The following is a 25,243-nucleotide window of genomic DNA, read 5'->3' as shown; positions in this document are numbered from 1 at the left end:
TATCTTAACGGAAGCACCGCTGGAGCGAAAACTGCCATGTTTAGGTTATTGACTTGCACCTTTATTTAAGACAGCACTGGTAGTGGACCGCGCCCAGACCCTATAATGCCGCCCTATTTTTCTAGCAGGATCGCGTCGTGATCGAGAATCTTCGCAACATTGCCATCATCGCCCACGTTGACCACGGTAAAACTACCTTGGTAGACAAGCTGTTAAGCCAGTCTGGAACGCTCGACCGCAAGGCCGAAGGCCAAGAGCGCATCATGGACTCCAATGACCAGGAAAAAGAGCGCGGTATTACCATCCTGGCCAAAAACACTGCTATTCAGTGGCAAGATGGCAATGGTAAGGATTACCACATCAACATCGTGGACACCCCTGGACACGCCGACTTTGGTGGCGAAGTCGAGCGGGTTATGTCCATGGTGGACTCGGTACTGCTTCTGGTAGACGCCGTTGACGGCCCTATGCCGCAGACTCGCTTCGTTACCCAGAAAGCATTTGCCCAGGGCCTGAAGCCGATCGTCGTCGTCAATAAAATTGACCGCCCCGGCGCACGCCCGGACTGGGTTATCGACCAGATCTTTGATCTGTTTGACAACCTAGGGGCTTCTGATGACCAACTCGACTTCCCGATCATCTACTGCTCGGCGCTAAACGGCATTGCCGGCATGGACCCTGAAGAGCTGTCCGACAACATGGACCCCATGTTCCAGGCAATTGTCGATATCGTTGAGCCGCCCGCGGTTGAGATCGATGGCCCATTCCAGATGCAAATCTCCGCACTGGATTACAACAGCTACGTTGGCGTTATCGGCCTTGGCCGCATCAAACGTGGCTCGGTGAAGCCTAACCAGCAAATCTCGGTCATCAGCGTTGATGGCTCTACCCGCAAGGGTAAGATCGGCCAGGTCATGACCCATATGGGTCTTGAGCGCGTCCAGACAACGGAAGCGACAGCAGGCGATATCGTCTGCGTTACTGGCATTGAAGATCTATCAATTTCTGACACGCTGTGTGACCCGAGTGCCATTGAAGCGCTACCGCCGTTGTCTGTTGACGAGCCGACCGTTTCGATGACGTTCCAGGTCAATGACTCACCGTTCGCCGGAAAAGAAGGTAAGTTCGTCACCAGCCGTAATATTAAAGATCGCCTGGAACAAGAGCTTATCCACAACGTGGCGCTACGCGTTGAACAGGGCGAAACCCCTGAGAAGTTCAAAGTTTCTGGCCGTGGTGAGCTTCACTTATCAGTGTTGATTGAAACCATGCGTCGCGAAGGCTTCGAGCTGGCGGTTGGCCGCCCAGAAGTCATCATTAAAGAGATCGACGGCGTTAAGCAAGAGCCCTACGAAGAAGTCATCATCGACTGTGAAGAGCAGCATCAAGGCTCGATCATGGAAGAGCTTGGCTACCGCAAGGGTGAAATGACCAATATGAACCCCGATGGTAAGGGTCGTGTGCGTCTCGACTTTATCATTCCGGCGCGCGGCTTGATTGGTTTCCGTGGTCAATTCTTAACCTTGACCTCTGGCACCGGCATCCTGACCAGCCGCTTTGATCACTACGGTCCGCTAAAGCCTGATGCTTCCATCGAGCGTCGCAATGGCGTACTGGTCTCAATGGTTGGCGGCAAAGCCCTTGCTTATGCACTCTACGCCCTGCAAGAACGCGGCAAGCTGATTATTGATCACGCCACTGAAGTATACGAAGGTATGCTGATTGGTATTAATAATCGTGCCAATGACATGGTCGTTAACCCGACCAAAGGCAAAAAACTCGATAACATGCGCTCAACGGGTAACGATGAAAACATCGTGTTGACGCCGCCGATCAAGTTTACTCTTGAGCAGGCTATCGAATTCTTGGATTCCGATGAACTGGTTGAAGTTACTCCCAGCCATATTCGTCTACGCAAGAAGCACCTGACCGAAAACGAGCGCAAGCGTGCTAGCAAGAAGTAAGCTCTTGCCAGTCAATGCTCGATAGTAAGTACCCCTAAAGCCCGCCATGTGCGGGCTTCTTTTTTTGGCTTCGGTTAACGATCACCCCTCACTCATTTCCTGCCTTCGCATTACCCCACACGCCCCGCCCCCTGCGCCAAGTGGCTTCATAAACGCAGCCTTAACGCTAGCAGGCTGGTAAGCGTAGGCGTTCTATCGCAAAGTAACGCTATTAACAGTGCGCCCCTAGGCCGCTGGCAATCTACAATTCATACAAGTGTTTGGATAGTTACCCTCATCCTTCCACTACCACACGGACACTCCTCCACATGAGCGGTCATAACGTCTGGACTCACAAAGGCACGTTTTTGCTGGCAGCGGTAGGTTCAGCCGTCGGCTTAGGCAATCTCTGGCGCTTCCCCTATCTCACCGGGGAAAATGGTGGTGGCGCGTTTATTTTAATTTATGCACTGACCATCTTTGCTGTCGGCATCCCCATTTTAATTGCCGAAACAATGCTTGGGCGTACCAGTCGTCAAAGCCCTATTATGGGGATGCGCCATTTAACTAAAACACACAAGACCTCCCGTGCCTGGGAATCCATTGGCTGGCTGGGCGCGGCTTCCGCCTTTTTAATTTTGAGTTTTTATTCTGTCATTGCAGGCTGGGCACTGCATTACACGTGGCTGATGCTAACCGGCTCATTAGTCGGTGCCGATGCAGCAACGATTAGTGCTGGCTTTGATGCGTTGCTGGCGTCTCCAGGCCTGATGACGCTTTATCACACGCTGTTTATCGCCTTCTCGGCATTAATTGTCGGCATGGGGATTCATAAAGGGATCGAGTCAGGGCTACGCATCATGATGCCAGCGCTGTTTGTTATTCTCATCGTGGTGCTTATCTACGGCGTCATCAATGGCGACGTAAGAGCGGCAGCCAGCTTTCTGTTCACGTTCAATATTGCTGATCTCAGCTTAGAAGGCTGGTTACAGGCGATGGGGCAATCCTTCTTCACCCTGAGCCTTGGGATGGGTGCCATCATGGCCTACGGCGCTTATATGTCCAGCGAAGCCTCTCTAACCCGTACCGCTATCGCCGTAGCATTTGTAGATACTGCGGTTGCCATGGTGGCAGGGCTAGCAATTTTCTCGTTGGTATTTGGTGCGGGGCTCGAAACCGGCCAAGGCCCGGGATTGATGTTTGTTACTCTGCCGCTAGCATTTGCTGACATGCCGTTTGGTGCTCTGGTGGGCGGGGTCTTTTTTATTCTGGTGCTAGGGGCCGCGATTAGCTCGTCTATTTCATTGATAGAGCCGGTCGCTGCCTTCCTGGTTGAGCGTTTTGATATGACGCGCCCTCAGGCAGTCACCATCATGGTCGTCGCGGCTTGGGCGATGGGCTTACTGACAGTGGTAAGCTTCAATATATGGGCCGAAGGTACGATTTTCCACGCTCTATTTGGACGCAGCGCTTTTGAGTTCATTGAGCTGTTGACCAATATCTTTATGCCGCTGGGCGGGCTAATGATCGCTCTATTCGCGGGCTGGGCACTGACTCAAAGCGAAGTAATGAAAGAGCTTGGCACCAACATCACTTGGTTTAAAACCTGGCGGTTCCTGGTGCGCTTTGTTGGCCCTGCTGCGGTGTCGTTTGTATTTTTACGCACTATTCCACAGGTGGAAGGCTACGTTATCCCAACCCTCGGTGCACTGCTCATTGTGGGTGCATTTGCCTTGACTCAGCGGCTGCGTAAGTCTGCTTAATATAATTCTAATAACGCAGGCAGACATAAGGTCGCCTGCGACGCGAGGACACGATGACTCCCCTTATTGAGGTACAACACGTCAACAAAGCCTTCGGCGGACTGCACGTTATCAATGACTGCTCAATCCGGGTTGAAAAGGGTTCGATTACCGGCATGATCGGCCCCAATGGGGCAGGTAAGTCGACGCTTTTCAATTTAATTGCGGGCGCACTTACGTCAGATAGTGGCCGCATTCTGTTGGACGGTGAAGACATTACGTCGCTGAGCGCTGATCAACGTTTCCACAAAGGATTACTGCGTACCTTCCAAATCGCCCATGAGTTCAGCCAAATGAGCGCGTTGGAAAACTTGATGATGGTGCCACCCAACCAAGCAGGGGAGCGTCTATTTAACACCTGGTTCAAGCCTGCTCTGGTTCGCAGCCAGGAGGCTGAGGTGCGCCGCCGCGCACTGGAAGTCATTGATTTTGTTGGTTTGCGTCATGTACGCAACGAGCTTGCGGGCAACTTATCGGGTGGTCAGAAAAAATTGCTAGAGCTTGGCCGCACGATGATGACCGATGCCAAAGTCGTGCTGTTAGACGAAATCGCCGCCGGTGTAAACCGCACGCTACTCGGCGACTTAATGGGCAACATCGAGCGTTTAAATCGCGAAATGGGCTATACCTTTCTGGTGATTGAGCACGATATGGATATGATTTCGCGGCTCTGCGATCCAGTGATTGTACTGGCACAAGGCAGCGTTATGGTTGAGGGTTCAATTGAAGAAATACAAAACAATCCGGCCGTTATAGAAGCCTATTTCGGTACTGATGCCGCTTGATAGCGCTGAGTTTGTCACCGAAACAATAGCCACAACAACATGGTCGCCATTGTTCACCGCAGTGCGACCCAGCTGAGACGCGTTTATGTCATCCACACCGTCATCCCCACAGCCACTGCTCGAGGCACGCGATGTGCACGGCGGCTATGGCAGTATGAATATCCTTAACGGGGTCAATATGACCCTGTATGCCGATGAAGTCGGTGTCATTGTTGGCCCTAACGGGGCTGGCAAATCCACTATGCTAAAAGCAGTATTTGGGCTGCTGAACGTTAATCAAGGCGAGATTTTGCTTAACGGTCAGCCGATCCATAACCTGCCGCCGAATCAGTTGGTTGAGCGTGGCATGGGGTTTGTCCCCCAGGAGAAAAACGTTTTCCCCAGCCTGACGGTGAAAGAAAACCTGGAAATGGGCGCCTATCTAAAACCTCAAAACGTAAAGCGCATGCTGGAGCAAGTTTACGACTTCTTCCCCCCTCTCGTTGAGAAGCGCCACCAGCCCGCAGGAGAGCTTTCCGGTGGCCAGCGCCAAATGGTCGCCATGGGCCGTGCGCTAATGGCTGAACCTAGTCTGCTGCTACTGGATGAGCCAACCGCTGGCTTGTCGCCTCTTTACATGAATGAAATTTTTGACCGGGTTAAAAAAATTAACGCTGCCGGCGTGGGCATTTTGATGGTGGAACAGAATGCTAAACAGGCCTTAGCCATTGCCGATAAAGGCTTTGTGCTGGCGGCCGGACAAAACCGCTTTACAGACACGGGGGCTGCGTTACTGGCTGACCCTGACGTCGCCAAAAGCTTTTTGGGCGGCTAGCCCGGGGGAGAAACGCGTGAACGAACTGGTCTTTTTTATCAATAACGTAGTGATTGCAGGTAGCGTCACTGGCTCTATTTATGCCATTGGCGCCATTGGCGTCACGCTAATTTTTAGCATTATGCGCTTTGCCCACTTTGCCCATGCCGACATAATGACCTTTGGTGCCTTTATGGTGCTACTACTGACAACTGCCTTCCCAGCGGCAGGTGCCAGTACCGGCGTACCAACGGCGCTTATCATGCTGCCGCTAGCGATGCTGCTTACTGCAGCACTGGCAGTAGGCATTGATAAGGCGTTCTATAAGCCGCTACGCGCCCATGGCGTCAAGCCTATCGTGATGGTGATTGGCTCGCTGGGCGTGACACTTATGCTCCAAGGGCTTATCCGGCTATTTTCCGGTACCGGTGGTCAAAGCTTATACGTCGATGACCGCAAGGAAATTTTCCGCCTCGCGCTGCCTTTCGAGGGAGTTCGAGCCCCCATCGTGATTACTGAACCACAGATTTATCTGTTTGTGATTACGTTAGTGGCAGTGGTCGCCCTACACCTATTCCTCAATCGCTCGCGACTTGGCAAAGCCATGCGCGCCATGTCAGACAACCCTGAACTTGCCCAGGCATCTGGCATTAATACCAACACCATCGTGGCCGTCACTTGGGTGATTGCAGGCGCACTGGCGGCGATTGCGGGCACCCTGCTGTCACTAGACGTCACGTTTAAACCCGACCTAAGCTTCTTCCTGCTACTGCCTATTTTCGCGGCGGCCATTGTCGGAGGCGTAGGCCACCCGTACGGGGCCATTGCAGGAGGATTTGTCGTCGGCTTTGCAGAAACCCTGGCAGTATTTAATTGGAATGTTCTCCTGCGCCCGTTCCGCGACAGTCTACCTACTTGGCTAGAGCTCCCCTCCAATCTCGCCTTTGTAGGCACTGAGTACAAAATTGTGGTGCCGTTCTTTATTTTGGTAGCCATCTTAGTGTGGCGTCCTACCGGCCTGTTTAAAGGCAAGGTGATCTAATGAGCCATTCCACAAAAAACCGTAATCCTGCTTACACGCCCAAGGATGCCACTCCTGAACGGCGTTTTCCGTTGCGCGAACTGGTGCTGTTTGGCGCTCTATTAGCTGCCGTGCTAGCGGTCTACGCGGTAATGGGAGCAGCCTACAGCACGCGTATGCTGGTAGAGGCTGCTTGTTACGCCATTCTTGCCCTTGGCCTAACGATTCAATGGGGCTATGCCGGGCAGTTTAATGCTGGCGTCATGGGCTTTGTCGCGCTCGGCGGTTTCTGCGCCATGCTATTTAGCGTTCCGGTGAATGACGCATTCTGGGGTACCGAACTACCGGGAGAACTTGGCCAAGTTCTGCTGTATGGCATTGCGGCAACCCTGATCGTCGTCGGAGTGACGAAGCTTGACCGATTCGGTGTGCCGAAAAGGCTACGCACCGTGCTCGCCATCGTGATCGGGATCGTACTCTACTTGATTGTCATCAGCCTGCTGCGCGAAGTGACCAGTCAAATACAGTCTCAAGCGGGCTTTATTGGCGGATTTGGCTTACCTGCCTGGGTAGGCTGGATTGTGGGTGGCGCGTTGGCGGGCGGCGTTGGCTACTTTATTGGCCACGTTTGCCTTGGCCTACGCAGTGACTACCTCGCCATTGCCACACTAGGTATCGCGGAAATCATCAAAGCTTTTTTGAAAAATTCCGACTGGCTGACACGCGGCACTGCCACGGTATCGCCTCTCCCTTGGCCTACCCCCGGCCCAGCTGAACTCGGCTTTACGCTTTCCCGAGCGATTTATCTTTCAGTGACGGCTGTCGTGATAGCAGTGATTTTCTTTTTACTCCATCGGGCTTACCACGCCCCCTGGGGAAGAATGATTCGTGCGATTCGCGATAACGAAGTCTCGTCAGCGGCCATGGGTAAAGATATCAACAAGCGGCGCTTGGAGATTTTCGTATTAGGCTGCATTTTGATGGGCCTTGGCGGCGGCATGTTGGGCACCTTTAACAGCCTGTTTGACCCTCAAGGCTACTTGCCTCTCAATCACACCTTCCTGGTGCTGGTCATGGTGATTTTAGGCGGCCCAGGTAATAACCTTGGCACCATTTTTGGGGCGGTCGCGGTTTATATCATTTGGATTATGTCAGAACCGCTGGCGCTATTCTTAATGCAACTAGCGGTCACACTGGGGGAAAATGCCTTCGGCTGGGAAGCGCCTAGCAATATGGATAGCCGAGCACTGCAAGCAAGGGTTCTGGTAATCGGTATGTTGATTACCCTGGTACTACGCTTTGCTCCAAAAGGTCTGCTGCCAGAGAAAATAAAAACCCACGGTTAACGTCCTCACAGTGCTAAAAACTCACCGTGCTAAAAAACGCCCCAGGCTCGCTGCCCGGGGCGTTTTGGTTATTTCTCAAGTACCGTCATTTTGACTAGAGTTCAACCAAGCCTTTGCCAGTGAACGAGCCATCTTCTACCACCATTTCCACAACAACGCCGGGCACGTCGCCATTTTCATCAAATTCATGAGAACCAGAGGCGCCTTCGTAGTTGATCTCGGTACCCGCTGCGATCAGCTCAAGCGCTTTTTCCCACTCACCCGGCAGTATCACTTCGCCTGGCGCACTGGAAACACTGCGTAGCGCTTCAGAAAGCCCTTCACGCTCGGCACTGCCATTTTGCTCAATAGCCAACGCTACTAGGAAAGCCGCGTCATAAGCCTGGGCAGCAAACACGGCACTAGGATCAATATCTGCCGCAGTAGCCGCTTCATTAAAGATGTCCGTGCCGGGGAGATCAGGGCTACCAGGCCGTGTGGCGATCATGCCGTCTAGCACGTCTGCGCCAATCGCTTCTATTAAGCTATCTCCCACCATGCCATCGGCGCCCACATATTGGGTGAACATGCCGCTTTCGTAGGCTTGGCGCAGTACCGTCTGGCCGGAGGTATCGGCATAGGCCAGCACGACCAGCGTGTCTGCGCCACTCGAAGACAGCGAACCAAGCTCAGAGCGGTAGTCGGCACGGTTATCTTCATGTGCGAGGTTTTCGGCTATTTCGCCACCGCCCGCTTCAAAGGCGCCACTGAAGGCATCCGATAAGCCACGGCCATAGTCGTTGTTAACGTAGGTCACCGCGACAAAGTCGATACCTTTATCAAGCAGTAGCTTAGCAAGCATTTCGCCCTGGAAGGCATCCGATGGCACGGTACGGAAAACCAAGTCGTTATCATCCAACTCAGAAACGGCGGGCGCCGTTGACGCGGGTGAGACCATCAACACACCGCCTGGAATTGCTGCGTTATTAGCAGCAGCAATCGTCGCCCCAGTACATAAAGCGCCGACAATCGCGGTGACTTGCTCAGAGTTCACCATACGATCTGCGGCGTTAGACGCAGCCGATGCATCCGAGCAGGTGGTATCCCCTGAAGGCATTTCCAATGTTTGCCCACCCAAGATACCGCCCTGCTCATTTATCTGCGCAACGGCAAGCTGAGCACCTGCAAAAATGGGTGGCGTCAGGCTTTCAATTCCCCCGGTAAAGCCGCCCAAGAAGCCAACTTTGACCTCCGCCTGGGCCATGCCCGCTAAAGCGAGTGATGAGGCCGCAACGGCGGTGGCTAATGTGCGCTTATTAATCATATTATTGGTCGCTCCCAGTATATTAAGTGCCCCGACTGTCCAGCGCGGGACTTCTCTTAATCTGGAACCGTAACGCCAAAAACACAAGCAACGCTTTCTAACGTTCCTCCTCTTCATCAGCATTTTGGCGACGCTCAGCCATCTGTTTTTGGTAACGCTTATTTTGGTACAGTCGCACCAGCGCAATCGTAAGCGCCGACGCGACCATGACAACCAGCACACCCCCTTGCCAGGGGCGCGCAGCATCGCCCATTACGGTTTCCAACGTAATAATCAGCATTAAACCCAGCGCCTGCGACCCAATGGCCAGCGCCCGCAGTATGTCGAAAGCGGGTTGTGGCATAGACATCTCCGTAATGTTTAACGTGCGTGGTATGGTTCACCAGTGTACCTGCTTAACGGAAAAATCATGAATGCGATTGCCATTGGACCACTGCTGATCTCCACCCCTAGGCTCTACGCCCTAGGTTGCGCGCTACTACTGTTATTGGCTAGCCGCTATCTGTTGGGATTAACGTCTTCTCAGCATGGACGCTGGTTCAACGGGCTATTGGTGGTATGGCTACTGGCGGCCCGGATTGTTTTTGTCGTGCTCAACTGGGAAAGCTACAGCTCAGAACCGCTTGAGGCGTTCAAGCTATGGCAGCCCGGTTACAATGCGCTGGGTGGCCTAATCGCGGGGTTAGTTTGGACAGCCTGGGCACTGCGCGAGCGGCTGCTGTCGCTCATCGGCGGCCTTGCCATGTTGGTTGGCACGGCAAGCTTGTGGCTAGTCTTGGTAACGCTTGCCCCCTTAGGCAATGAATTTGCTATTGACGCGTTGCCGGAGGTGACTTTAGACGATGTGGACGGCAACGCAGTGCATCTACCTTCTCTGGCCGAAAGCGGTGATCTCATTATCGTTAATCTATGGGCGACCTGGTGCCCACCCTGCCTGCGGGAGATGCCGCTGCTTGAAGAAGCAGCCAAGCGTGAAGGTGTCAGTGTGGTAGTCGCGAACCAAGGCGAAGACTTACTGCCGATAGTGCGCTATCTAGACGAGCAAGCACTGGATTTTCGCTACGCACTGCGTGACCCAAGCCAAACGCTAATGGCGCAATTTCAAGCGCCAGGCCTGCCCACCACGGTACTTTTTGATCGCCAGGGCAACACGTTGGATGTCCACGTTGGCGAGTTAACCCGAGCCCAGCTGGAACGCTGGTTAAAAGATTGACCACGATAGACCTTAATCCCCCCGCCGCTTTGCGTTAGAATCCCCCGCCCTGTTGCCACCGGAAACCTGCCCCGGTGGCGTACAACCTGTTTCTGTAGACTTCCTCGAGGCATCATGAGCGATTTTTCTCCCGGCCAGCGTTGGATTAGCGACGGCGAGGCTGAGCTTGGACTCGGCACCGTGCTTAACTGCGACGCCCGTAGCGTTACCATTTTGTTCAGTGCCAGCCAGGAAACCCGTACGTACAACACTCGCCAAGCCCCCTTAACTCGCGTCATGTTCGGCGGTGGCGACCGCGTGATTTCTGCTGATGGCTGGCAGATGATCGTAGACGATAGCAAAGAGACCAGCGGCTTAATCACTTATATTGGCGAAGATAGCGACGGTAATCCTCGTGAGCTATCCGAGGCAAAGCTTGCCGATACCATGCAGTTTGATCAGGCGCGCGACCGGCTGCTGACTGGCCAGGTTGATCGCAATGATTGGTTTGATCTGCGCTTTCGCACGCTACACCACTATCAGCGCATCGAGCAGCACAGCGCCCTGGGCTTTGCTGGGCCTCGTATCGACCTGATTCCCCACCAGCTTTATATCGCTGATGAAGTGGCAGGCCGCCATGCGCCACGTGTCTTGCTTGCGGACGAGGTTGGGCTGGGTAAAACGATCGAGGCTGGGTTGGTTCTGCACCGCCTCCTCCTGGCTGGCCGAGTAGAACGCGCATTAATTTTGGTGCCTGACAGCCTTACCCACCAATGGCTAGTAGAGCTTTTACGCCGTTTCTCACTCAAGGTCAGCTTGCTAGATGAGCAGCAAAGTCTCGCCCACGGTAGCGCTAACCCATTTGAAAGCGCCCAAATAGTACTGGCCAGCCAAGGTTGGCTATTCGCCAACACACATCGTCAAGAACAGGCCCTAGCGAGCCACTTTGACCTGCTGATCGTCGATGAAGCCCATCACCTCGACTGGAGCCCTGATGGCAGCGGTCCAGGCTATCAGTGCGTCGAACAGCTTGCTGCTGATATTCCTGGCTTATTGCTGCTGACGGCTACGCCAGAGCAGATGGGGGTGGAGAGCCATTTTGCTCGCCTGCGCTTGCTAGATGCCGAGCGTTACCACGATATCGAACGCTTTAAAGACGAAGAGCATCATTACATTGCTGTCGCTCAAGCCATTGATGCCTTGGATGAGCTACCCAATACCTCCGAGGCACGTGAACGGGTCGATAATGTCGCGGACGACCGCGATAGTCAGGCGCTGCTAGCAACGTTATGCAACCCTGAAGCAAGCACCGAACAGCAGAATGCTGCTCGCGCCCAGTTACGCGATGCTCTACTTGATCGTCACGGTACCGGGCGCGTCATGTTCCGCAACAGCCGCCGTCATGTGGGCGGGTTCCCGGAACGTCGCCTGCACCTAGCTCAGTTGGAACTCCCATCGGCCTATCGTCGCGTGCTACGTCGCTTGGAACGCGATGAGGACTACCTGGATGAGTTGCTGATTGAAACGGGCATGGATCACCCGGACGTATTGATCTATCCAGACACGATGTACCGTGAGCTCAGCAACGACCCACTTAACACCGAATCCTGGTGGCATATCGACCCACGAGTAAACTGGCTGCTGGAAAAACTTAGCGACGATAGCGATAGCGGCTTTGCCAACGACAAAGTGCTGATTATTGCTCACCACAGAGAAACCGCTGAAGGACTTGCCGAAGGGCTGCGCGTCCTAGGCGGCTATCACGCACCGGTGTTCCACGAAGGGCTATCGCTGGTGGAGCGTGACCGGGCCGCAGCGGCATTTGCCGATGAAGAAGACGGCTGCCAAGTGCTGGTGTGCTCTGAAATTGGCTCAGAAGGCCGCAACTTTCAGTTCTGCCGCCACTTGGTGATGTTTGATATGCCACAGCATCCCGACCAGTTGGAGCAGCGTATCGGCCGCCTCGATCGGATAGGGCAGCGCCACGCAATTGAACTCCATGCCCCCACCTTCACTGGCAGCCCAGGCGAGCGCCTGCTGCGCTGGTACCACGAAGGCATGGATGCTTTTAGCGCGCCTCACGGCATTGGCAGCGACCTCTTTGATGCGTTTGGCGATGCTCTGGCCGATGCGTTACTCGATGATGAAATGCTCAATGAGATCATCGATGAAACCCGTGAAATGTTCACCGCCAAATTGGCTGAGCGGGACGCAGGTCGTAACCGACTGCTAGAACTAAACGCCTGCCGCCCTGCCCGTGCTCAGCAGGTAATTGATGCAGTGCGTGAGCTGGATGAAGACCCAGCGCTGCCGCGCTTTGTAGAGCGCGCCCTGGATATTTTTGGTGTAGACAGTCAAGAGATTGGCAATGGCTTGCTTTATTTGCAGCCTAGCCAGCACATGTTGGATGGGCTCCCCGGGCTAGTGAAAGGTGAAGAGGGCTTTTCGGCCACTTACAGCCGTTCGCTAGCGCTTGCACGAGACGATATTCAGCGACTCTCTTGGGAACACCCGCTGCTGCGCGAAATGATGGAGCGCATTCTAGATGGCACGATGGGGAACACTGCGTTGGCGCTATTACGCCACCCAGCCATTCCCAGCGGCCGTTTAATGGCTGAACTGGTGTTCCGCACCCAATGCCCTGCACCTAAATCGCTGCACCTCAACCGCTTCCTACCGCCTACGGCAGTGCGCGTCCTGCTTGATGAATCAGGCGCAAACCTAACCAGTAAGATCTCCTTCACTGGTCTTGGCAAGAATCTACAGAAAGTGAACAAATCACTGGCACGAGATTTGATCAAAAGCCGCCATGACCAGCTGCGTACGCTCCTCATTCAGGGGGAAGGTGAAGCCGAACGTGAACTGCCCAGCATCGTGGAAAGCGCTGAAACACGCATGCGAGCTCAGTTAGATGCAGAACTAGCCCGCTTGACCGCCCTGGCAGAGCACAACCCAGCTGTTCGTAGTGAAGAGCTTGAGGCGCTGAAGCAAGAGCGCCAAGCGCTCAGCGACGCGATAGAAAACACTCGCTTACGGCTTGATTCCGTGCGAGTGATAATCACCGTCGACCCCAACGCCTAACGCGGAAAGACTAAAGAATCGCCTCTAACGCCTTATCAAGGGTCGGGTACTGAAAGGTAAATCCAGCCTCGGTAAGGCGTGCAGGGCGCATATCGGCCCCGGTCAGCAACAGCTGCGACATTTCTCCGAAGCCCGCTTTCAGTACAAAAGCGGGCACGGGGAAAATCGCCGGCCGGTGAAGCTGCTTAGCCAGCGTTTTCGTGAACTCAGCATTCGTCACTGGGTGCGGCGCACTGCCATTAAACGCGCCTGAAAGCGTTGATTCGTTCATCAGAAACATAATCGCTGCCACAAGATCATCACGATGAATCCAGGGCATAAACTGTGCGCCGCTTCCAAAACGCCCCCCAAGTCCGAGCTTAAAGGGTGGCAGCATCTTCTGCAGCGTACCGCCCCCTGCCTCAAGCACTAAACCAATACGCAGTATCGCTAAGCGAACGCCCATCGCCTCAATCGGTTTTGCCGCTGCTTCCCACTGCGCACAAAGCTGATGAGCAAACTCATCGTTTGGCGGCGTTGTTTCATCCACCACCTTGTCGCCTTGATCGCCGTAATAGCCCATCGCAGAGCCGCTAATCATCACGCTGGGTAACGCTTGCCCGTTGGCTTCGAGCTGTTCACAAAGCGTAATCAGTTGCTGCGTACTGTCGATACGAGAGCGAATTAGTGTCTCTTTTTGGCTATTACTCCAGCGCTTTGCAGCAATCGATTCACCGGCAAGGTTCACCAACACCTCCGGAGGGGTGTCCATAAATGCCTGAGCGCTATCACGAATATCGCAGGCTTTTGGCAACCTACCACGCACCTGATACGGGGCCCGGGAAACCACCTGCACATCATGCCCTTGGGTGAGAAGTTGTTGGCAGAGCCGCTGACCAACAAAGCCGCTACCTCCGGTGATTAATACCCGCATGGTGTCACTCCTATGGTTGGTTAAGATGGCTAGCGTATGCCCGCGTCGACGCTGAACTGCAAAGCTGGGAATAGCCGTCAGCTAAATGATCATTGCATAATATTTTATTGTACGATATCTATACACAAATGCTACATGCTGACCATTGCACATTTCATTAGCCGTTGCGAGTTCCTATGCTTGAATCATTGCCTGAGTCTTTAACACTTTCCGACGCTCACTCAGTGGCAATTATCGGTGCAGGTCTGTCTGGCCTTGCCTGTGGGCAGCAACTTGCCACTCAGGGAGTTAAGGTGGCGTTGTTTGATAAAGCGCGCGGCCCTGGCGGCCGTATGTCCAGCAAGCGACGTCCCTCAGCGACGCTGGACCTAGGTGCTCAAGCGTTCACTGTACGCAATCAACGATTCGCCAATAAAGTAGCCGAGTGGCAAGCCGCTGGTTGTGTCGCCAGTTGGCCCACAGCTCGTTATCAGGCTAGTGCATCCGGCTGGCAAACACACAATGACGATCAGCTACGTTATACCGGCGCGCCCCGTATGAGTGCCGTCACCCGTCATCTAGCCGATACACTTAACGCATTACCTAATGCCTCCATTACGCTTGAAACCCACATTACAACGTTTGATAAGACGGCTGCGGGCTGGCAGCTCCACGATACCCGCGGCTCAATACACGGGCCTTTTGACGTGGTGGTTATCACTGCCCCGCCGCCCCAGGCCAAGGCATTATTAGCAGAGTGGGAACCGACACTGGCGGCTGCCTGTGAGGCAAAGCCCCAGCGTGGATGCTGGGCAGGTTGGGTTATTTTCGAGGAGCCATTACCCCCCATGGCGAAGGTAGCATCAGCGTGGCACACCGTTCACACACAGCATCCGGTGCTTCGTCTAGCGTCACGCAATCACACCAAGCCTGGCCGTGAACATCAGCCGGAAAGTATAAGCTTGCTTGCTCAGTTGGATTGGAGCGATGTACATATTGAGAGTGGCAGTGAAAGTGTCGCCCAACAATTGCTCGCAGCATTTGTATCGCTGCTGCCCGATGATGTAGAGCTACCGAATGTCATTGAACTCGGTGCGCACCGCTGGCGCTATGCTCAGCCAGCACAGGCAGGTCATCAGACATACTTATACAGTACAAGTGGCCTAGCACTCTGTGGTGATAGCTTTAAAGGTAGTCGTGTCGAGGATGCCTGGTTATCAGGTGATGAGCTGGGCCAGGCCCTATTAGGCCGGTCGGTCTGAAATTAGAAACTAAACTTAACTTTTCCACACCTACAGGAAAGGTTGTACCCAGAAGCCACAAGTTGTACAAAGGTGGCTATAATAGCGTTTAGCTATCTATACGATTAATAACGACCCGATTATGTGGCCAAACCGCCGGTCAGGCGCTGAAGCATCGCCACGACAATTATTGACAGATCCCTGCACGCTTATTTGCAGGCAACCAAGAGGCAATGGCGCCCATGAGCATCAAGGCGACCCACCCACCCGATACCCCGCTTTATCCGATTAGGGAAGTTTCCCGCTTGACGGGTGTGAACTCGGTCACTCTTCGTGCCTGGGAGCGTCGCTACGGTTTAATTCGTCCACAACGCACCCCCAAGGGCCATCGTCTATACGCGCAAGACGATATCACTCGCATTGAACGCATTTTACAATGGCTAAACCGCGGCGTTCCAGTGAGCCAAGTGATTGACTTACTTGATCAACCTGAGACGGTAGAAACACCATCGCCGAATACTGGCGACTGGGCAAGTCAACGGCAGTTGTTGCAGTCCACCATAGAAGCGGTCGACCTTCCCAAGCTGGAAGCGCTGTACCACCAGAGTCTGGCGCTATATCCATTAAGCGTCGCGATTAATGAGCTCTGGCAGCCCGTTATTCTTACGCTGGAAGCCAAATGGGCCAGCCAGCCCGATGACCTTGTGCGCCGCACCCTTGAAGCCTTTCTGCGTAGCCAGGTAGGCATTCGCCTGCACTATGCCAATCAGGCAACGCGCGGCCCGTTAATCCTGCTAAGTGCGATGCCTGATGACCCTGGCCCGCTATGGGTTTTAATGTGTGCGCTAATGGCCAGCGAACAAGGCTACCGCGTACAACTGTTTGACCGTTCATTAGCGCTAGAGGATCTTCCTCAAGCCGTATCCCGATTGCACTCATCGATGGTACTGCTTTCCAGCGGCCAGCGAGAAAGCGACGACTACATTGGTCGCGCACTTCCCCAGGCCGCAGAAGCGTTAAATGTTCCTATTGGGGTGTGTGGGGAAGTGGCACGATTAAGAGAAAATGAGCTGCGTGACGGTCCGGTGCAGATGTTAGGCGACGACCTGCCGCAAGCCATTTCACGACTTCGCCCCTTGTTGCGCGAATCGGGAATTCTCTGAGATATCGGATGCTATTTAACGTTACCGATGATAAGGATATCGCATGAATCTGCAGCTCGTTTGGCTGCGTAGCGACTTACGCATTCACGATAACTCCGCGCTTGCCGCTGCAGCTGCCAACGGCCCTGTGGTGGCCGTTTTCTTACGCAGCGTGGCTCAATGGCAAACACATGGCCACGGGGCGACTAAACTCGATTTCTGGACACGCAGTGTTGCGGCGATCAAAGCGTCGCTTAACGGGCTTAATATTCCACTTTTGCATCGTGATATTGATCACTATAACGAAGCGGCTCAGGTATTGCTCGATATCGCCCACGAGCACCAAATTACTCAACTCCACTTTAACTATGAATATGCGCTGAACGAGCAACACCGCGATCAGTCGGTGCTTGATGCTTTTAAACAAGCAGGGATCGCCGCGCAGGGTCACCATGATGCCGTAGCCTTCGCCCCTGGCAGTTTGTTGACCGGAAAAGGCGATTATTACGGCGTATTTACACCGTTTTCGAAAGCTTGGCACAAGCAGGTGACTGCACAGCAACTTGCCTTACGTGACACACCAGGCGTGCAATCTCCGCTAGAGATCGATAGCGATCCACTGCCCGCACTTCCATCGCTGGATAACGACCCCGTTGATAAACGCCTATGGCCTGCTGGAGAAGAGGCGGCTAGTGACAATCTCGAACGTTTTTTACGCTTTCGTGGACGGCACTATAACCAGCAGCGAGACTTTCCAAACGTTCGCGGCACCAGCGAACTTTCGCCCTATCTGGCGCTGGGCATGATCTCCTACCGCCAATGCCTTCAAGCCGTGATGAGCGAAAATGATGGCCACCTGGCCGATGGTGATGCGGGGCTGACCACCTGGGTAAATGAGCTTATTTGGCGTGAATTTTATCAGCACGTAGCGGTAGGCTTTCCCCAAGTTTGCCGTCACCAACCTTTTCAAGAGCACACCAAGCAGCTCCGCTGGCGTGACGATGACAAAGGCTTTCAAGCGTGGTGTGAGGGCCGTACCGGCTATCCGATTGTCGATGCGGCCATGCGCCAGCTAGTGACTACGGGCTGGATGCACAACCGCCTGCGCATGATCACCGCGATGTTTTTAAGTAAGCACTTGCTGATTGACTGGCGGCGCGGTGAGGCATTTTTTATGCGCCATTTAATCGACGGTGAGTTTTGCGCCAATAATGGCGGTTGGCAGTGGGCGGCATCAACAGGCACGGATGCAGCGCCCTATTTTCGTATTTTTAACCCCACTACCCAGTCAACGCGCTTTGATCCAGAGGGTGAATTTATTGCCCATTGGCTACCCGAGTTAAAACCGCTGCCTAAAAAAGCTCGTCATGCGCCGCCCCAGGACATGCTGAACCCGACGGATTACCCAGCCCCTATCGTTGACCATAAAGCAGCGCGCCAGCGTGCCCTGGATGCTTTTAAAGCGCTTTCTAAATAACAGCCCCCCTCTTTTGCATCGCCTATGTTAAGGCGATGCAAAGTTAAGGCGATGCAAATCGACCCACTGACGGCTCCTCGCTTCATCGCTTGCTTATTTTTCTTAACCACCACAGGACTGCGTGATGCCTAACGATCAAGCTTTGGCGAACTTCTGCGCCTTTTTTAATAAACTAGACAATACCTGTACAGAAAAACTATACGAGGTATATACTGAGGAAGTTGTCTTCAACGATCCGCTACATCACATTGAAGGACGGTCGGCGCTAGAGCGCTATTTCGCCACCATGTACGAAAATGTTGAACGTTGCCAATTTACTTATCACACGCAACAACAGGTGGTTAATCAAGCATTTGTAACGTGGACATTGGAGTTCGTTCATCCCCGACTAGCCCAGGGAAAACTGATCAGTGTCGCGGGATGCAGTGCCCTAACATTTGCAGAGGATGGTCGGGTTTCAAAGCACCGCGACTATTTCGATGCAGGCGCCATGTTGTATGAACACTTACCAGTCATGGGACGTGTTATACGTTGGTTAAAACGGCGCATTCGCTGATATATGCCGTTTATTTGCATACAGGTTGCATGCTAACAGGCCATTACAGGAGAGCATGATGAGCACATGGAAAACGCCCCAACGCATTTGGCTCACAGGTGCTACGTCAGGCATTGGTGAAGCGCTTGCCACAAAGCTCATCGCCCAAGGTCACCATGTTGTGCTTAGTGCTCGAAACCAAGAGGCGCTCGATGATTTATGTGACGGTCATCCCAATGCTTATTCGCTCCCCGTTGATATCAGCGACCACCAAGCAGTGATTGCAGCGGGTGAACAGATCAGCACATGGCTGGGCGCACTGGATATTGCCTTATTCAATGCAGGCACCTGCGAATATCTAGACGCGCAGCATTTTGATATGGCGCTGATTGAGCGGGTTTTCACCCCAAACCTGTTTGGTACCCTGTATGGCGTGGAAGCAGCCCTGCCATTACTAAGAGCTGCTCGCAAAGAGGGTAAACCTGCTCGCCTAGCCGCCACCTCTAGCGCATCTGCCTATTTACCGCTGCCCAGAGCCGAAGCCTATGGCGCCTCAAAAGCGGCTATCAGTTACTTTTTGGAGTCATTACGTCTCGACCTCGATCAAGAAGGCATTGATGTCAGCGTCATTCACCCAGGCTTTGTTAAAACCCCCTTGACCGATCGCAATGATTTTCCAATGCCCATGCAAGTCACCGCGGAACAAGCGGCCGATGCCATCATTGCCGGTCTTGTCAAAGGAAAGTTGGATATTCACTTTCCACGTCGCTTCACCTATCTCGTGAAATGTTTAGGAATTTTACCGCCTGCGCTGCGTCGTCATATCGGCCTACGCATGACAAGACGTCAAGAGGAGCAACGATGAGTGACATAGCTTCACAGCGTATCGCAATTATCGGCAGCGGTATTAGCGGCATGGCAGCGGGTTGGTACTTATCCTCCCAGCATGAAGTCACTCTGTTTGAAGCAGACGGGCGTCTTGGCGGGCACACGGCCACGATGGACGTGGAGGTCGGGGGGAAGTCCTACGCTATCGACACGGGCTTTATTGTTTTCAATGACTGGACCTATCCCCATTTCCAACGCTTACTAGAAACGCTCGAAGTGCCTAGCCAAGCCACCGAAATGAGTTTTTCGGTGCATGAAACCGATGTTGATTTTGAATATAACGGCCATACGCTAGGCTCGCTGTTTGCCCAGCGGCGCAACTTGCTTAGCCCCGCTTTTTATCGTCTGTTACGCGACATCTTGCGCTTTAACAAACAAGCGACGGCTGACTTAGAGGCCAAGCGCCTTCCTAGCAACACAACGCTAGGCCAATACCTTGACCAGCATGGCTACGGTGAAGCTTTTCAGCGACGTTATCTGCTGCCCATGGGAGCCGCTATTTGGTCAGCGAGCATTGGCGATCTACGCGCCTTTCCACTGACGTTCTTCGTCCGTTTTTTCCGCAATCACGGCTTGCTGTCAGTTAACCACCGCCCTCAATGGCACACCTTAGTTGGCGGCTCGAAACGCTATATTCCCAGCATGACAGCGCCATACGCAGCGCGCATTCATCTGAATACGCCTGTAACGCGCATTGAGCGAAACGCCACCGGCGTAATGATCACCACGGCACAAGGCACACAACGCTTTGATCATGTCGTGCTGGCTTGCCACGCCGATCAGGCACTAGCGATGCTCGGCGACCCGACACCCGCTGAGCAAGACATTCTTGCCGCCATGCCTTATCAAGATAACGAGGTAGTGCTGCATACCGATACCTCGCTGCTGCCCCGGCGGCAGCGCGCCTGGGCTAGCTGGAACTACCGCTTAGATGGCAGAGGAGCAGACGAGCGGGTGTCTGTTACCTACAACATGAATATTTTGCAGCGATTGAAAGAGGCCGAGACTACTTTTTGCGTCACGCTTAACGACTCAAACAGCATTGACCCTGCGAAAGTGCTCGGACGTTATACCTATGCCCACCCCCAATTCACACTGGCAGGACAGGCAGCGCAAATTCGTCATGACGAGATATCCTCGGTTGCTCGGCGTACTCACTTCTGCGGCGCTTACTGGCGCAATGGTTTTCACGAAGATGGGGTATGGAGCGCGCTGCGGGTTGCCCAAGCACTAGGTTGTGATGAAGCCGCTGCGCCGCCAACAACGCCCACAGCACTCCCGGCTCATGACCTTATGCCCACTAACAGCGTTGGGGAGGGTCTCGGATGATTACCGCGCCTCGCTCGCGTATTTACCGCGGCACCTTGCGCCATCGTCGCTTCACTCCTAAGGAGCACGCTTTCAGTTACCGCGTTTGGATGGCGTGGCTCGACTTGGATGAGTTGCCGACCCTGTTTGACAATGTGCCTTGCTTTAGCGCCCGAAGGCCAGCACTAGCACGCTTTCGTCGCGAAGATTATCTCGGTCCTATTGATAAGCCATTGCGTACAGCGGTACGCGAGGAGCTAGTTCGTCAGTTGGGTAGTGCCCCCAGTGGCAAGATTTACGTACTGACCCAATTACGCACCTTTGGCACTGTCTTCAATCCTGTTTCGATGTACTACGCCTATGACCATCTTGGCAGGCTGGCGGCTGTCGTTGGTGAAGTCACTAATATGCCCTGGAAAGAGCGTACCTGCTATGCCTGTCGGATCGACCCTGCTCGTCATAGCCATCATGCAAGCTTTGACAAAGCCATGCATGTATCGCCGTTTAACCCCATGGAAATGACCTACCGTTGGAAGCTCAATGCACCCGGCGATCAGCTCTATCTGCACATGGAAAACTGGCAAAGCGGGCAGCGTCATTTCGACGCCACGCTTACGTTAGAGGCTGCGCCAGCGACACGCGGCGTTCTATTAGCAACGCTTGCACGTCAGCCCTGGATGAGCCTGAAAACAGTGGCGGGAATTCATTTTGAAGCGTTTCGCCTCTGGCTGAAGCGCATCCCCGTTTATAACCACCCTAAGCGCAAGGAAACTTCAAAATGACAACCCTGCGTTCTACGCCCCCTGACATACAACCAGTTAACCAGGATCGTTTCACTCGCTGGTTGAAGCCTCGCCTGATGACTCAATTAGATGCCTTCCAGGGTGGCCGTATTACCTTAATTGAAGGCAACCAGTGTCACCACCTGGGTCAAGAAGGGCCACTTCAAGTGACCGTCGTGATTCGTCACTCCCGCGCCTGGAAAAGGCTCGCGTTTGGTGGCACAGTGGGCGCAGCTGAATCCTATATGGATGGCGACTGGGATGCTGATGACTTAGTGGCCTTGGTGCGTTTGTTTGCGGCCAATTTGGATCACGTAAACGGTAAAATGGAAAACGGAAGCGCTCGTTTCGCCCGCTGGCTGCTTGGCGCTGCCTATCGCTTCCAACGTAATAGCCTTTCCGGTTCAAAGCGTAATATCTCGGCACACTACGATATTGGCAATGACCTTTTTGCCACGTTTCTTGATCAACGCCACTGGATGTACTCGAGCGCTGTTTTCCCTTATCCAGAAGCCAGCCTGGAAGAAGCGTCTACCTACAAACTCGATATCATGCTCGAAAAGCTAGATGTACGCCCAGAACATCACTTGCTAGAAATTGGTACTGGCTGGGGTGGTCTTGCAATACACGCCGCCAAAACTCGTGGCTGCCATGTCACTACCACCACCATTTCTGAAGAGCAGTACGCCCATACCGCCCGTCGCATTAAAGAAGAGGGGCTCGACGATAAAATCACTCTGTTAAAGCAGGATTATCGTGAGCTGACAGGTCACTACGATCGACTTATTTCTGTTGAGATGATTGAAGCCGTCGGCCACCAGTATTTGAACACCTACCTTGAAAAGGTCGACAGCCTGCTGACCGACGATGGCCAGGCTATGCTGCAAGCCATCACTATCCGAGACCAACGGTTTGAAGAAGCCAAGCGGGATATGGACTTTATTAAGCGCTATATTTTCCCCGGTGGTTTTTTGCCGTCTCATCACGCCATGCTAACCAGTGTGATGCGCAAAACCTCACTGAACGTAGTCGCGCTTGATGAAATTGGCCAGCACTATGCCCGCACTCTACGCGAGTGGCGCCATCGCTTTGAAACCAGCCTAGAGCAGATAAGGCAACAAGGGTACGACGAACGGTTTATTCGCATGTGGCGTTACTATTTGTGCTACTGCGAGGGGGGCTTTATTGAGCGCTCTATTGGTACGTGCCACTTGTTGCTGGCGAAACCAGCCGCCAAACCCGAGCCGTTAACGGGCGCACTATAAATGGCTAGCCCACGCTGGCAAAGCTTGCTGTTCAACGCACTACGCTTCGAAGTGGGCTGGCTGCTGTGCGTTCTAGGGGGGTCATGGGTAGCTGCCATTATGGGAAGTGCGCTGCTAGGCTGGCATTTCTGGCGCTGCGCCAAGCCCGGCGAATGGCGTTTCATTGGTGCGTTTGCGCTATTGGGGTTAGCGTTGGATGGAGGCCTTCATTTGGCAGGAGGTTTCGACTTCGGTGAACACACCTTGGTGGCTGGTTTACTGCCACTGTGGCTTTGGATGTTGTGGCCGCTGTTTGCAACACTAGTATTTCACTCGCTTGCTTGGCTGTGGCAATACCCAATGATTGCGGCGGTTTGCGGTGCGGTCAGCGGGCCACTGTCCTATGTTGGCGGCGCAACGCTCACCGGCGTTAGCTTAGCCCCCTGGTTACTGCCGGCACAGGCCATTATTTGGGCAGTGCTGTGTTTGTGTATCAGTCGTTACGCTAACTACAAAGTCGCTGCTTCTGGCGTTCATTAATACTTGCTTCTAGCATGGCGTTTAGCATTTACGAAGGCATTGATTCAGCCAGTATGCGCGGCACCCAACGTTGCTCAAGCTCCGCAGCAGGTAAGGGCCTAGCAAAATAGAACCCTTGCACTAACGTACAACCGGCGTTAATCAGAAACTGACATTGCGCTTGAGTTTCTACGCCTTCGGCGACCACTTCCAGTCCCATCCCCTCTGCCATCGCCAACACAGCCGTGACAATAGCGGCATCTGCTTGATCATGAGGCAGTTCACGAATAAACGCACGATCTAGCTTAATTTTATCTACCGGCAATCGCTTCAAATAACCAAGCGATGAATAGCCAGTACCAAAATCATCGATTGCAATCGCATAGCCTTGGTTACGCAGCGCCTGCAGGCGAGGCCCCATATCCCCGGCACGCTCGTCCAGCAAAACAGATTCTGTCAATTCCAAGCCAATTTGCGACGTTTTTAGTTGGTAGCGTTCTAAACAACTAGACAGCTGAGTTTCTAGGTCTCCCTGAAAAAGCTGCAGCGCAGAAATATTGACCCATACCGTCACTTTCGGCATACCGCTGTATTGCCAGTGCGCCTGCTGGGCACAGGCTTTTTCGATCACCCAACTACCGAGTTCGGCCATCAATCCATGACGTTCAGCAAGCGGTATAAAATCGCCCGGAGAGATCATGCCATCCTCAGGGTGACGCCAGCGCAGCAGCGCTTCCATACCCACTAAATCGCCAGTTCCTGGATGATGCTGCGTTTGGTAATGCAGCTCCAGCTGATCACCGGATATCAACGCGGCCCGCAAATCGCTCACCAGAGCAAGCTGGGGATTATCTTGTTTATCCAGCGCGGGGCGAAACCGCTGGCTGAGATTACGCCCTAAGCGTTTGGCACTATATAAGGCAGACTCTAGCCGCTGAAAAAGCACGCCGGAATCACTGCCATCTTCAGGGGCACGACAGCTACCAATCGTTAACCCCAGACGTAGCGATTGATCTTTTATTTCGAATGGTCGGCTCATGTGCTCACGCAGGGTCGCTACCCACTGATCATGGTCATCAAAGGTGGTCGTGCGAATCACCATAAATTCATCACCTCCCAGCCTACCCACTGCGCTGCCAGCCATATAACCCGTTAATCGTTGGGCAAAGCGCGCTAACAAACGATCCCCCTGCTCGACCCCTAAGCTGTCATTCACCGATTTGAGCCCATCAATATCAATCAACGCCATATCCAAACTTTCACCTGCTCGCAGATGGCGCAGCCGAGAGGACATCAGATCGTGTAAGCGCCGCCGGTTTGGCAATCCCGTTAGCGGGTCTTCATAACCAATTCGGCGCAGATCACGCTCGCGTGCTTTTTGGGAGGAAATATCGGTAAAGAGGCTGATAAAGTGAGTAATTTTGCCACGCTTGTCGGTAACCGCACGGACCTTTAGCCACTCAGGGTACTCATCACCGTGCTTGCGGCGATTCCACATCTCGCCCTCCCAACGGCCAGTCGCCTTTAACGTGCTCCAAAACGTCTGATAAAACGCTTTATCGTGACGCTGAGCCGCCAACGTCTCTAGCTTACGGCCAATCATTTCCTGGCTTTCGAAGCCGGTAATTTGAGTAAAGGCGGGATTGACCGTCAAGACGCGATTATGCACATCGCTGATGACAATGGCGTCACTCGCCAACCCTATTGCATCTTGCGAAAGACGTAGCCGTAAATGTTGTTGGCGTATTTGGTTCCAAGCATCCCACATGCCAAATGCAACCAAGCTGGCCGCCACCATACGTAACGCCGAGTCAGGCACCCACACACAAGCGGGCAGCGCTATTAGCGCCACCCACACCAGCGGACGATTAAGAGAAACAGACAGCCACATGGCGGTTTAGTGTGTCCTATAAATGAGCCAAATAGGGCATGGGTTACAGATCTGGCAT

Annotated in this window: 21 protein-coding genes; 17 read left to right on the top strand and 4 right to left on the bottom strand. The window is 53.6% G+C overall.

What is annotated here, in order from left to right:
* Positions 1-137 precede the first annotated feature (137 nt).
* From typA to J4377_RS00930, 6 genes are all read left to right on the top strand, one after another.
* Positions 138-1,964, top strand: a complete 1,827-nt coding sequence (gene typA, locus J4377_RS00955) for a translational GTPase TypA (protein ID WP_038480345.1) — start codon at positions 138-140, stop codon at positions 1,962-1,964.
* 308 nt (positions 1,965-2,272) lie between these two features.
* The gene (locus J4377_RS00950; protein WP_095604366.1) at positions 2,273-3,706 is read left to right on the top strand and encodes a sodium-dependent transporter; all 1,434 of its coding nucleotides are present in this window, start codon (positions 2,273-2,275) and stop codon (positions 3,704-3,706) included.
* Between the two features lie 53 nt (positions 3,707-3,759).
* Positions 3,760-4,530, top strand: a complete 771-nt coding sequence (locus J4377_RS00945; RefSeq protein WP_253486405.1) for an ABC transporter ATP-binding protein — start codon at positions 3,760-3,762, stop codon at positions 4,528-4,530.
* An 85-nt stretch (positions 4,531-4,615) separates the two neighbouring features.
* Positions 4,616-5,344, top strand: a complete 729-nt coding sequence (locus tag J4377_RS00940) for an ABC transporter ATP-binding protein (RefSeq protein WP_030074224.1) — start codon at positions 4,616-4,618, stop codon at positions 5,342-5,344.
* Between the two features lie 16 nt (positions 5,345-5,360).
* On the top strand, positions 5,361-6,365 hold the full coding sequence (locus J4377_RS00935) for a branched-chain amino acid ABC transporter permease (RefSeq protein WP_253486404.1): 1,005 nt from the start codon (positions 5,361-5,363) through the stop codon (positions 6,363-6,365).
* Positions 6,365-7,690: a branched-chain amino acid ABC transporter permease gene (locus tag J4377_RS00930; RefSeq protein WP_253486403.1), complete on the top strand. Its 1,326-nt coding sequence runs from the start codon at positions 6,365-6,367 to the stop codon at positions 7,688-7,690. The genes J4377_RS00935 and J4377_RS00930 overlap by 1 nt, the downstream gene beginning before the upstream one ends.
* 94 nt (positions 7,691-7,784) lie before the next feature.
* On the opposite strand, the gene J4377_RS00925 is transcribed toward J4377_RS00930, so the two are convergent.
* Positions 7,785-8,993 carry an ABC transporter substrate-binding protein gene (locus J4377_RS00925; protein WP_253486402.1) on the bottom strand — a complete coding sequence of 403 codons (1,209 nt, stop codon included), beginning with the start codon at positions 8,991-8,993 and terminating at the stop codon, positions 7,785-7,787.
* 97 nt (positions 8,994-9,090) lie between these two features.
* Positions 9,091-9,336: a hypothetical protein gene (locus J4377_RS00920; protein ID WP_253486401.1), complete on the bottom strand. Its 246-nt coding sequence runs from the start codon at positions 9,334-9,336 to the stop codon at positions 9,091-9,093.
* Positions 9,337-9,402: 66 nt separating this feature from the next.
* On the opposite strand from J4377_RS00920, the gene J4377_RS00915 reads away from it, so the two are divergent.
* Positions 9,403-10,206, top strand: coding sequence for a TlpA disulfide reductase family protein (locus J4377_RS00915; RefSeq protein ID WP_253486400.1), 804 nt, complete (start codon positions 9,403-9,405; stop codon positions 10,204-10,206).
* Between the two features lie 114 nt (positions 10,207-10,320).
* On the top strand, positions 10,321-13,266 hold the full coding sequence (gene rapA, locus J4377_RS00910) for an RNA polymerase-associated protein RapA (protein ID WP_038480317.1): 2,946 nt from the start codon (positions 10,321-10,323) through the stop codon (positions 13,264-13,266).
* A gap of 10 nt (positions 13,267-13,276) precedes the next feature.
* On the opposite strand, the gene J4377_RS00905 is transcribed toward rapA, so the two are convergent.
* A complete protein-coding gene (locus J4377_RS00905; RefSeq protein ID WP_038480314.1) occupies positions 13,277-14,179 on the bottom strand; it encodes a TIGR01777 family oxidoreductase in 903 nt (300 codons plus the stop codon).
* Between the two features lie 176 nt (positions 14,180-14,355).
* Here J4377_RS00905 and J4377_RS00900 point away from each other — a divergent pair, with 176 nt between their 5' ends.
* From J4377_RS00900 to J4377_RS00860, 9 genes are all read left to right on the top strand, one after another.
* Positions 14,356-15,420 (top strand): NAD(P)/FAD-dependent oxidoreductase, encoded by a 1,065-nt coding sequence (locus J4377_RS00900; protein ID WP_038480313.1) that lies wholly within the window; start codon positions 14,356-14,358, stop codon positions 15,418-15,420.
* A 221-nt stretch (positions 15,421-15,641) separates the two neighbouring features.
* Positions 15,642-16,562 carry a MerR family transcriptional regulator gene (locus tag J4377_RS00895; RefSeq protein WP_253486399.1) on the top strand — a complete coding sequence of 307 codons (921 nt, stop codon included), beginning with the start codon at positions 15,642-15,644 and terminating at the stop codon, positions 16,560-16,562.
* Between the two features lie 43 nt (positions 16,563-16,605).
* Positions 16,606-18,018 carry a deoxyribodipyrimidine photo-lyase gene (gene phrB / locus J4377_RS00890; protein WP_253486398.1) on the top strand — a complete coding sequence of 471 codons (1,413 nt, stop codon included), beginning with the start codon at positions 16,606-16,608 and terminating at the stop codon, positions 18,016-18,018.
* 124 nt (positions 18,019-18,142) lie between these two features.
* Positions 18,143-18,574: a nuclear transport factor 2 family protein gene (locus tag J4377_RS00885; protein ID WP_253486397.1), complete on the top strand. Its 432-nt coding sequence runs from the start codon at positions 18,143-18,145 to the stop codon at positions 18,572-18,574.
* 58 nt (positions 18,575-18,632) lie between these two features.
* Complete coding sequence (locus J4377_RS00880) at positions 18,633-19,418, top strand: SDR family oxidoreductase (protein WP_253486396.1); 786 nt, start codon at positions 18,633-18,635, stop codon at positions 19,416-19,418.
* Entirely contained in the window at positions 19,415-20,770 is a 1,356-nt protein-coding gene (locus J4377_RS00875) for an NAD(P)/FAD-dependent oxidoreductase (RefSeq protein WP_253486395.1), read from the top strand. The genes J4377_RS00880 and J4377_RS00875 overlap by 4 nt, the downstream gene beginning before the upstream one ends.
* On the top strand, positions 20,767-21,531 hold the full coding sequence (locus tag J4377_RS00870; RefSeq protein WP_038480296.1) for a DUF1365 domain-containing protein: 765 nt from the start codon (positions 20,767-20,769) through the stop codon (positions 21,529-21,531). The genes J4377_RS00875 and J4377_RS00870 overlap by 4 nt, the downstream gene beginning before the upstream one ends.
* Positions 21,528-22,796 (top strand): cyclopropane-fatty-acyl-phospholipid synthase family protein, encoded by a 1,269-nt coding sequence (locus tag J4377_RS00865; protein ID WP_253486394.1) that lies wholly within the window; start codon positions 21,528-21,530, stop codon positions 22,794-22,796. The genes J4377_RS00870 and J4377_RS00865 overlap by 4 nt, the downstream gene beginning before the upstream one ends.
* On the top strand, positions 22,797-23,315 hold the full coding sequence (locus J4377_RS00860; protein ID WP_253486387.1) for a DUF2878 family protein: 519 nt from the start codon (positions 22,797-22,799) through the stop codon (positions 23,313-23,315).
* A gap of 28 nt (positions 23,316-23,343) precedes the next feature.
* Here J4377_RS00860 and J4377_RS00855 read toward each other — a convergent pair whose 3' ends face one another.
* Positions 23,344-25,185 carry a bifunctional diguanylate cyclase/phosphodiesterase gene (locus tag J4377_RS00855; RefSeq protein WP_253486386.1) on the bottom strand — a complete coding sequence of 614 codons (1,842 nt, stop codon included), beginning with the start codon at positions 25,183-25,185 and terminating at the stop codon, positions 23,344-23,346.
* Between the last annotated feature and the right edge of the window lie 58 nt (positions 25,186-25,243).

The sequence above is a fragment of the Halomonas sp. XH26 genome (assembly GCF_024138895.1).
GTDB classification, from domain to species: Bacteria; Pseudomonadota; Gammaproteobacteria; order Pseudomonadales; family Halomonadaceae; genus Vreelandella; species Vreelandella alkaliphila.
This window is presented reverse-complemented; position numbering and strand designations above follow the sequence as displayed.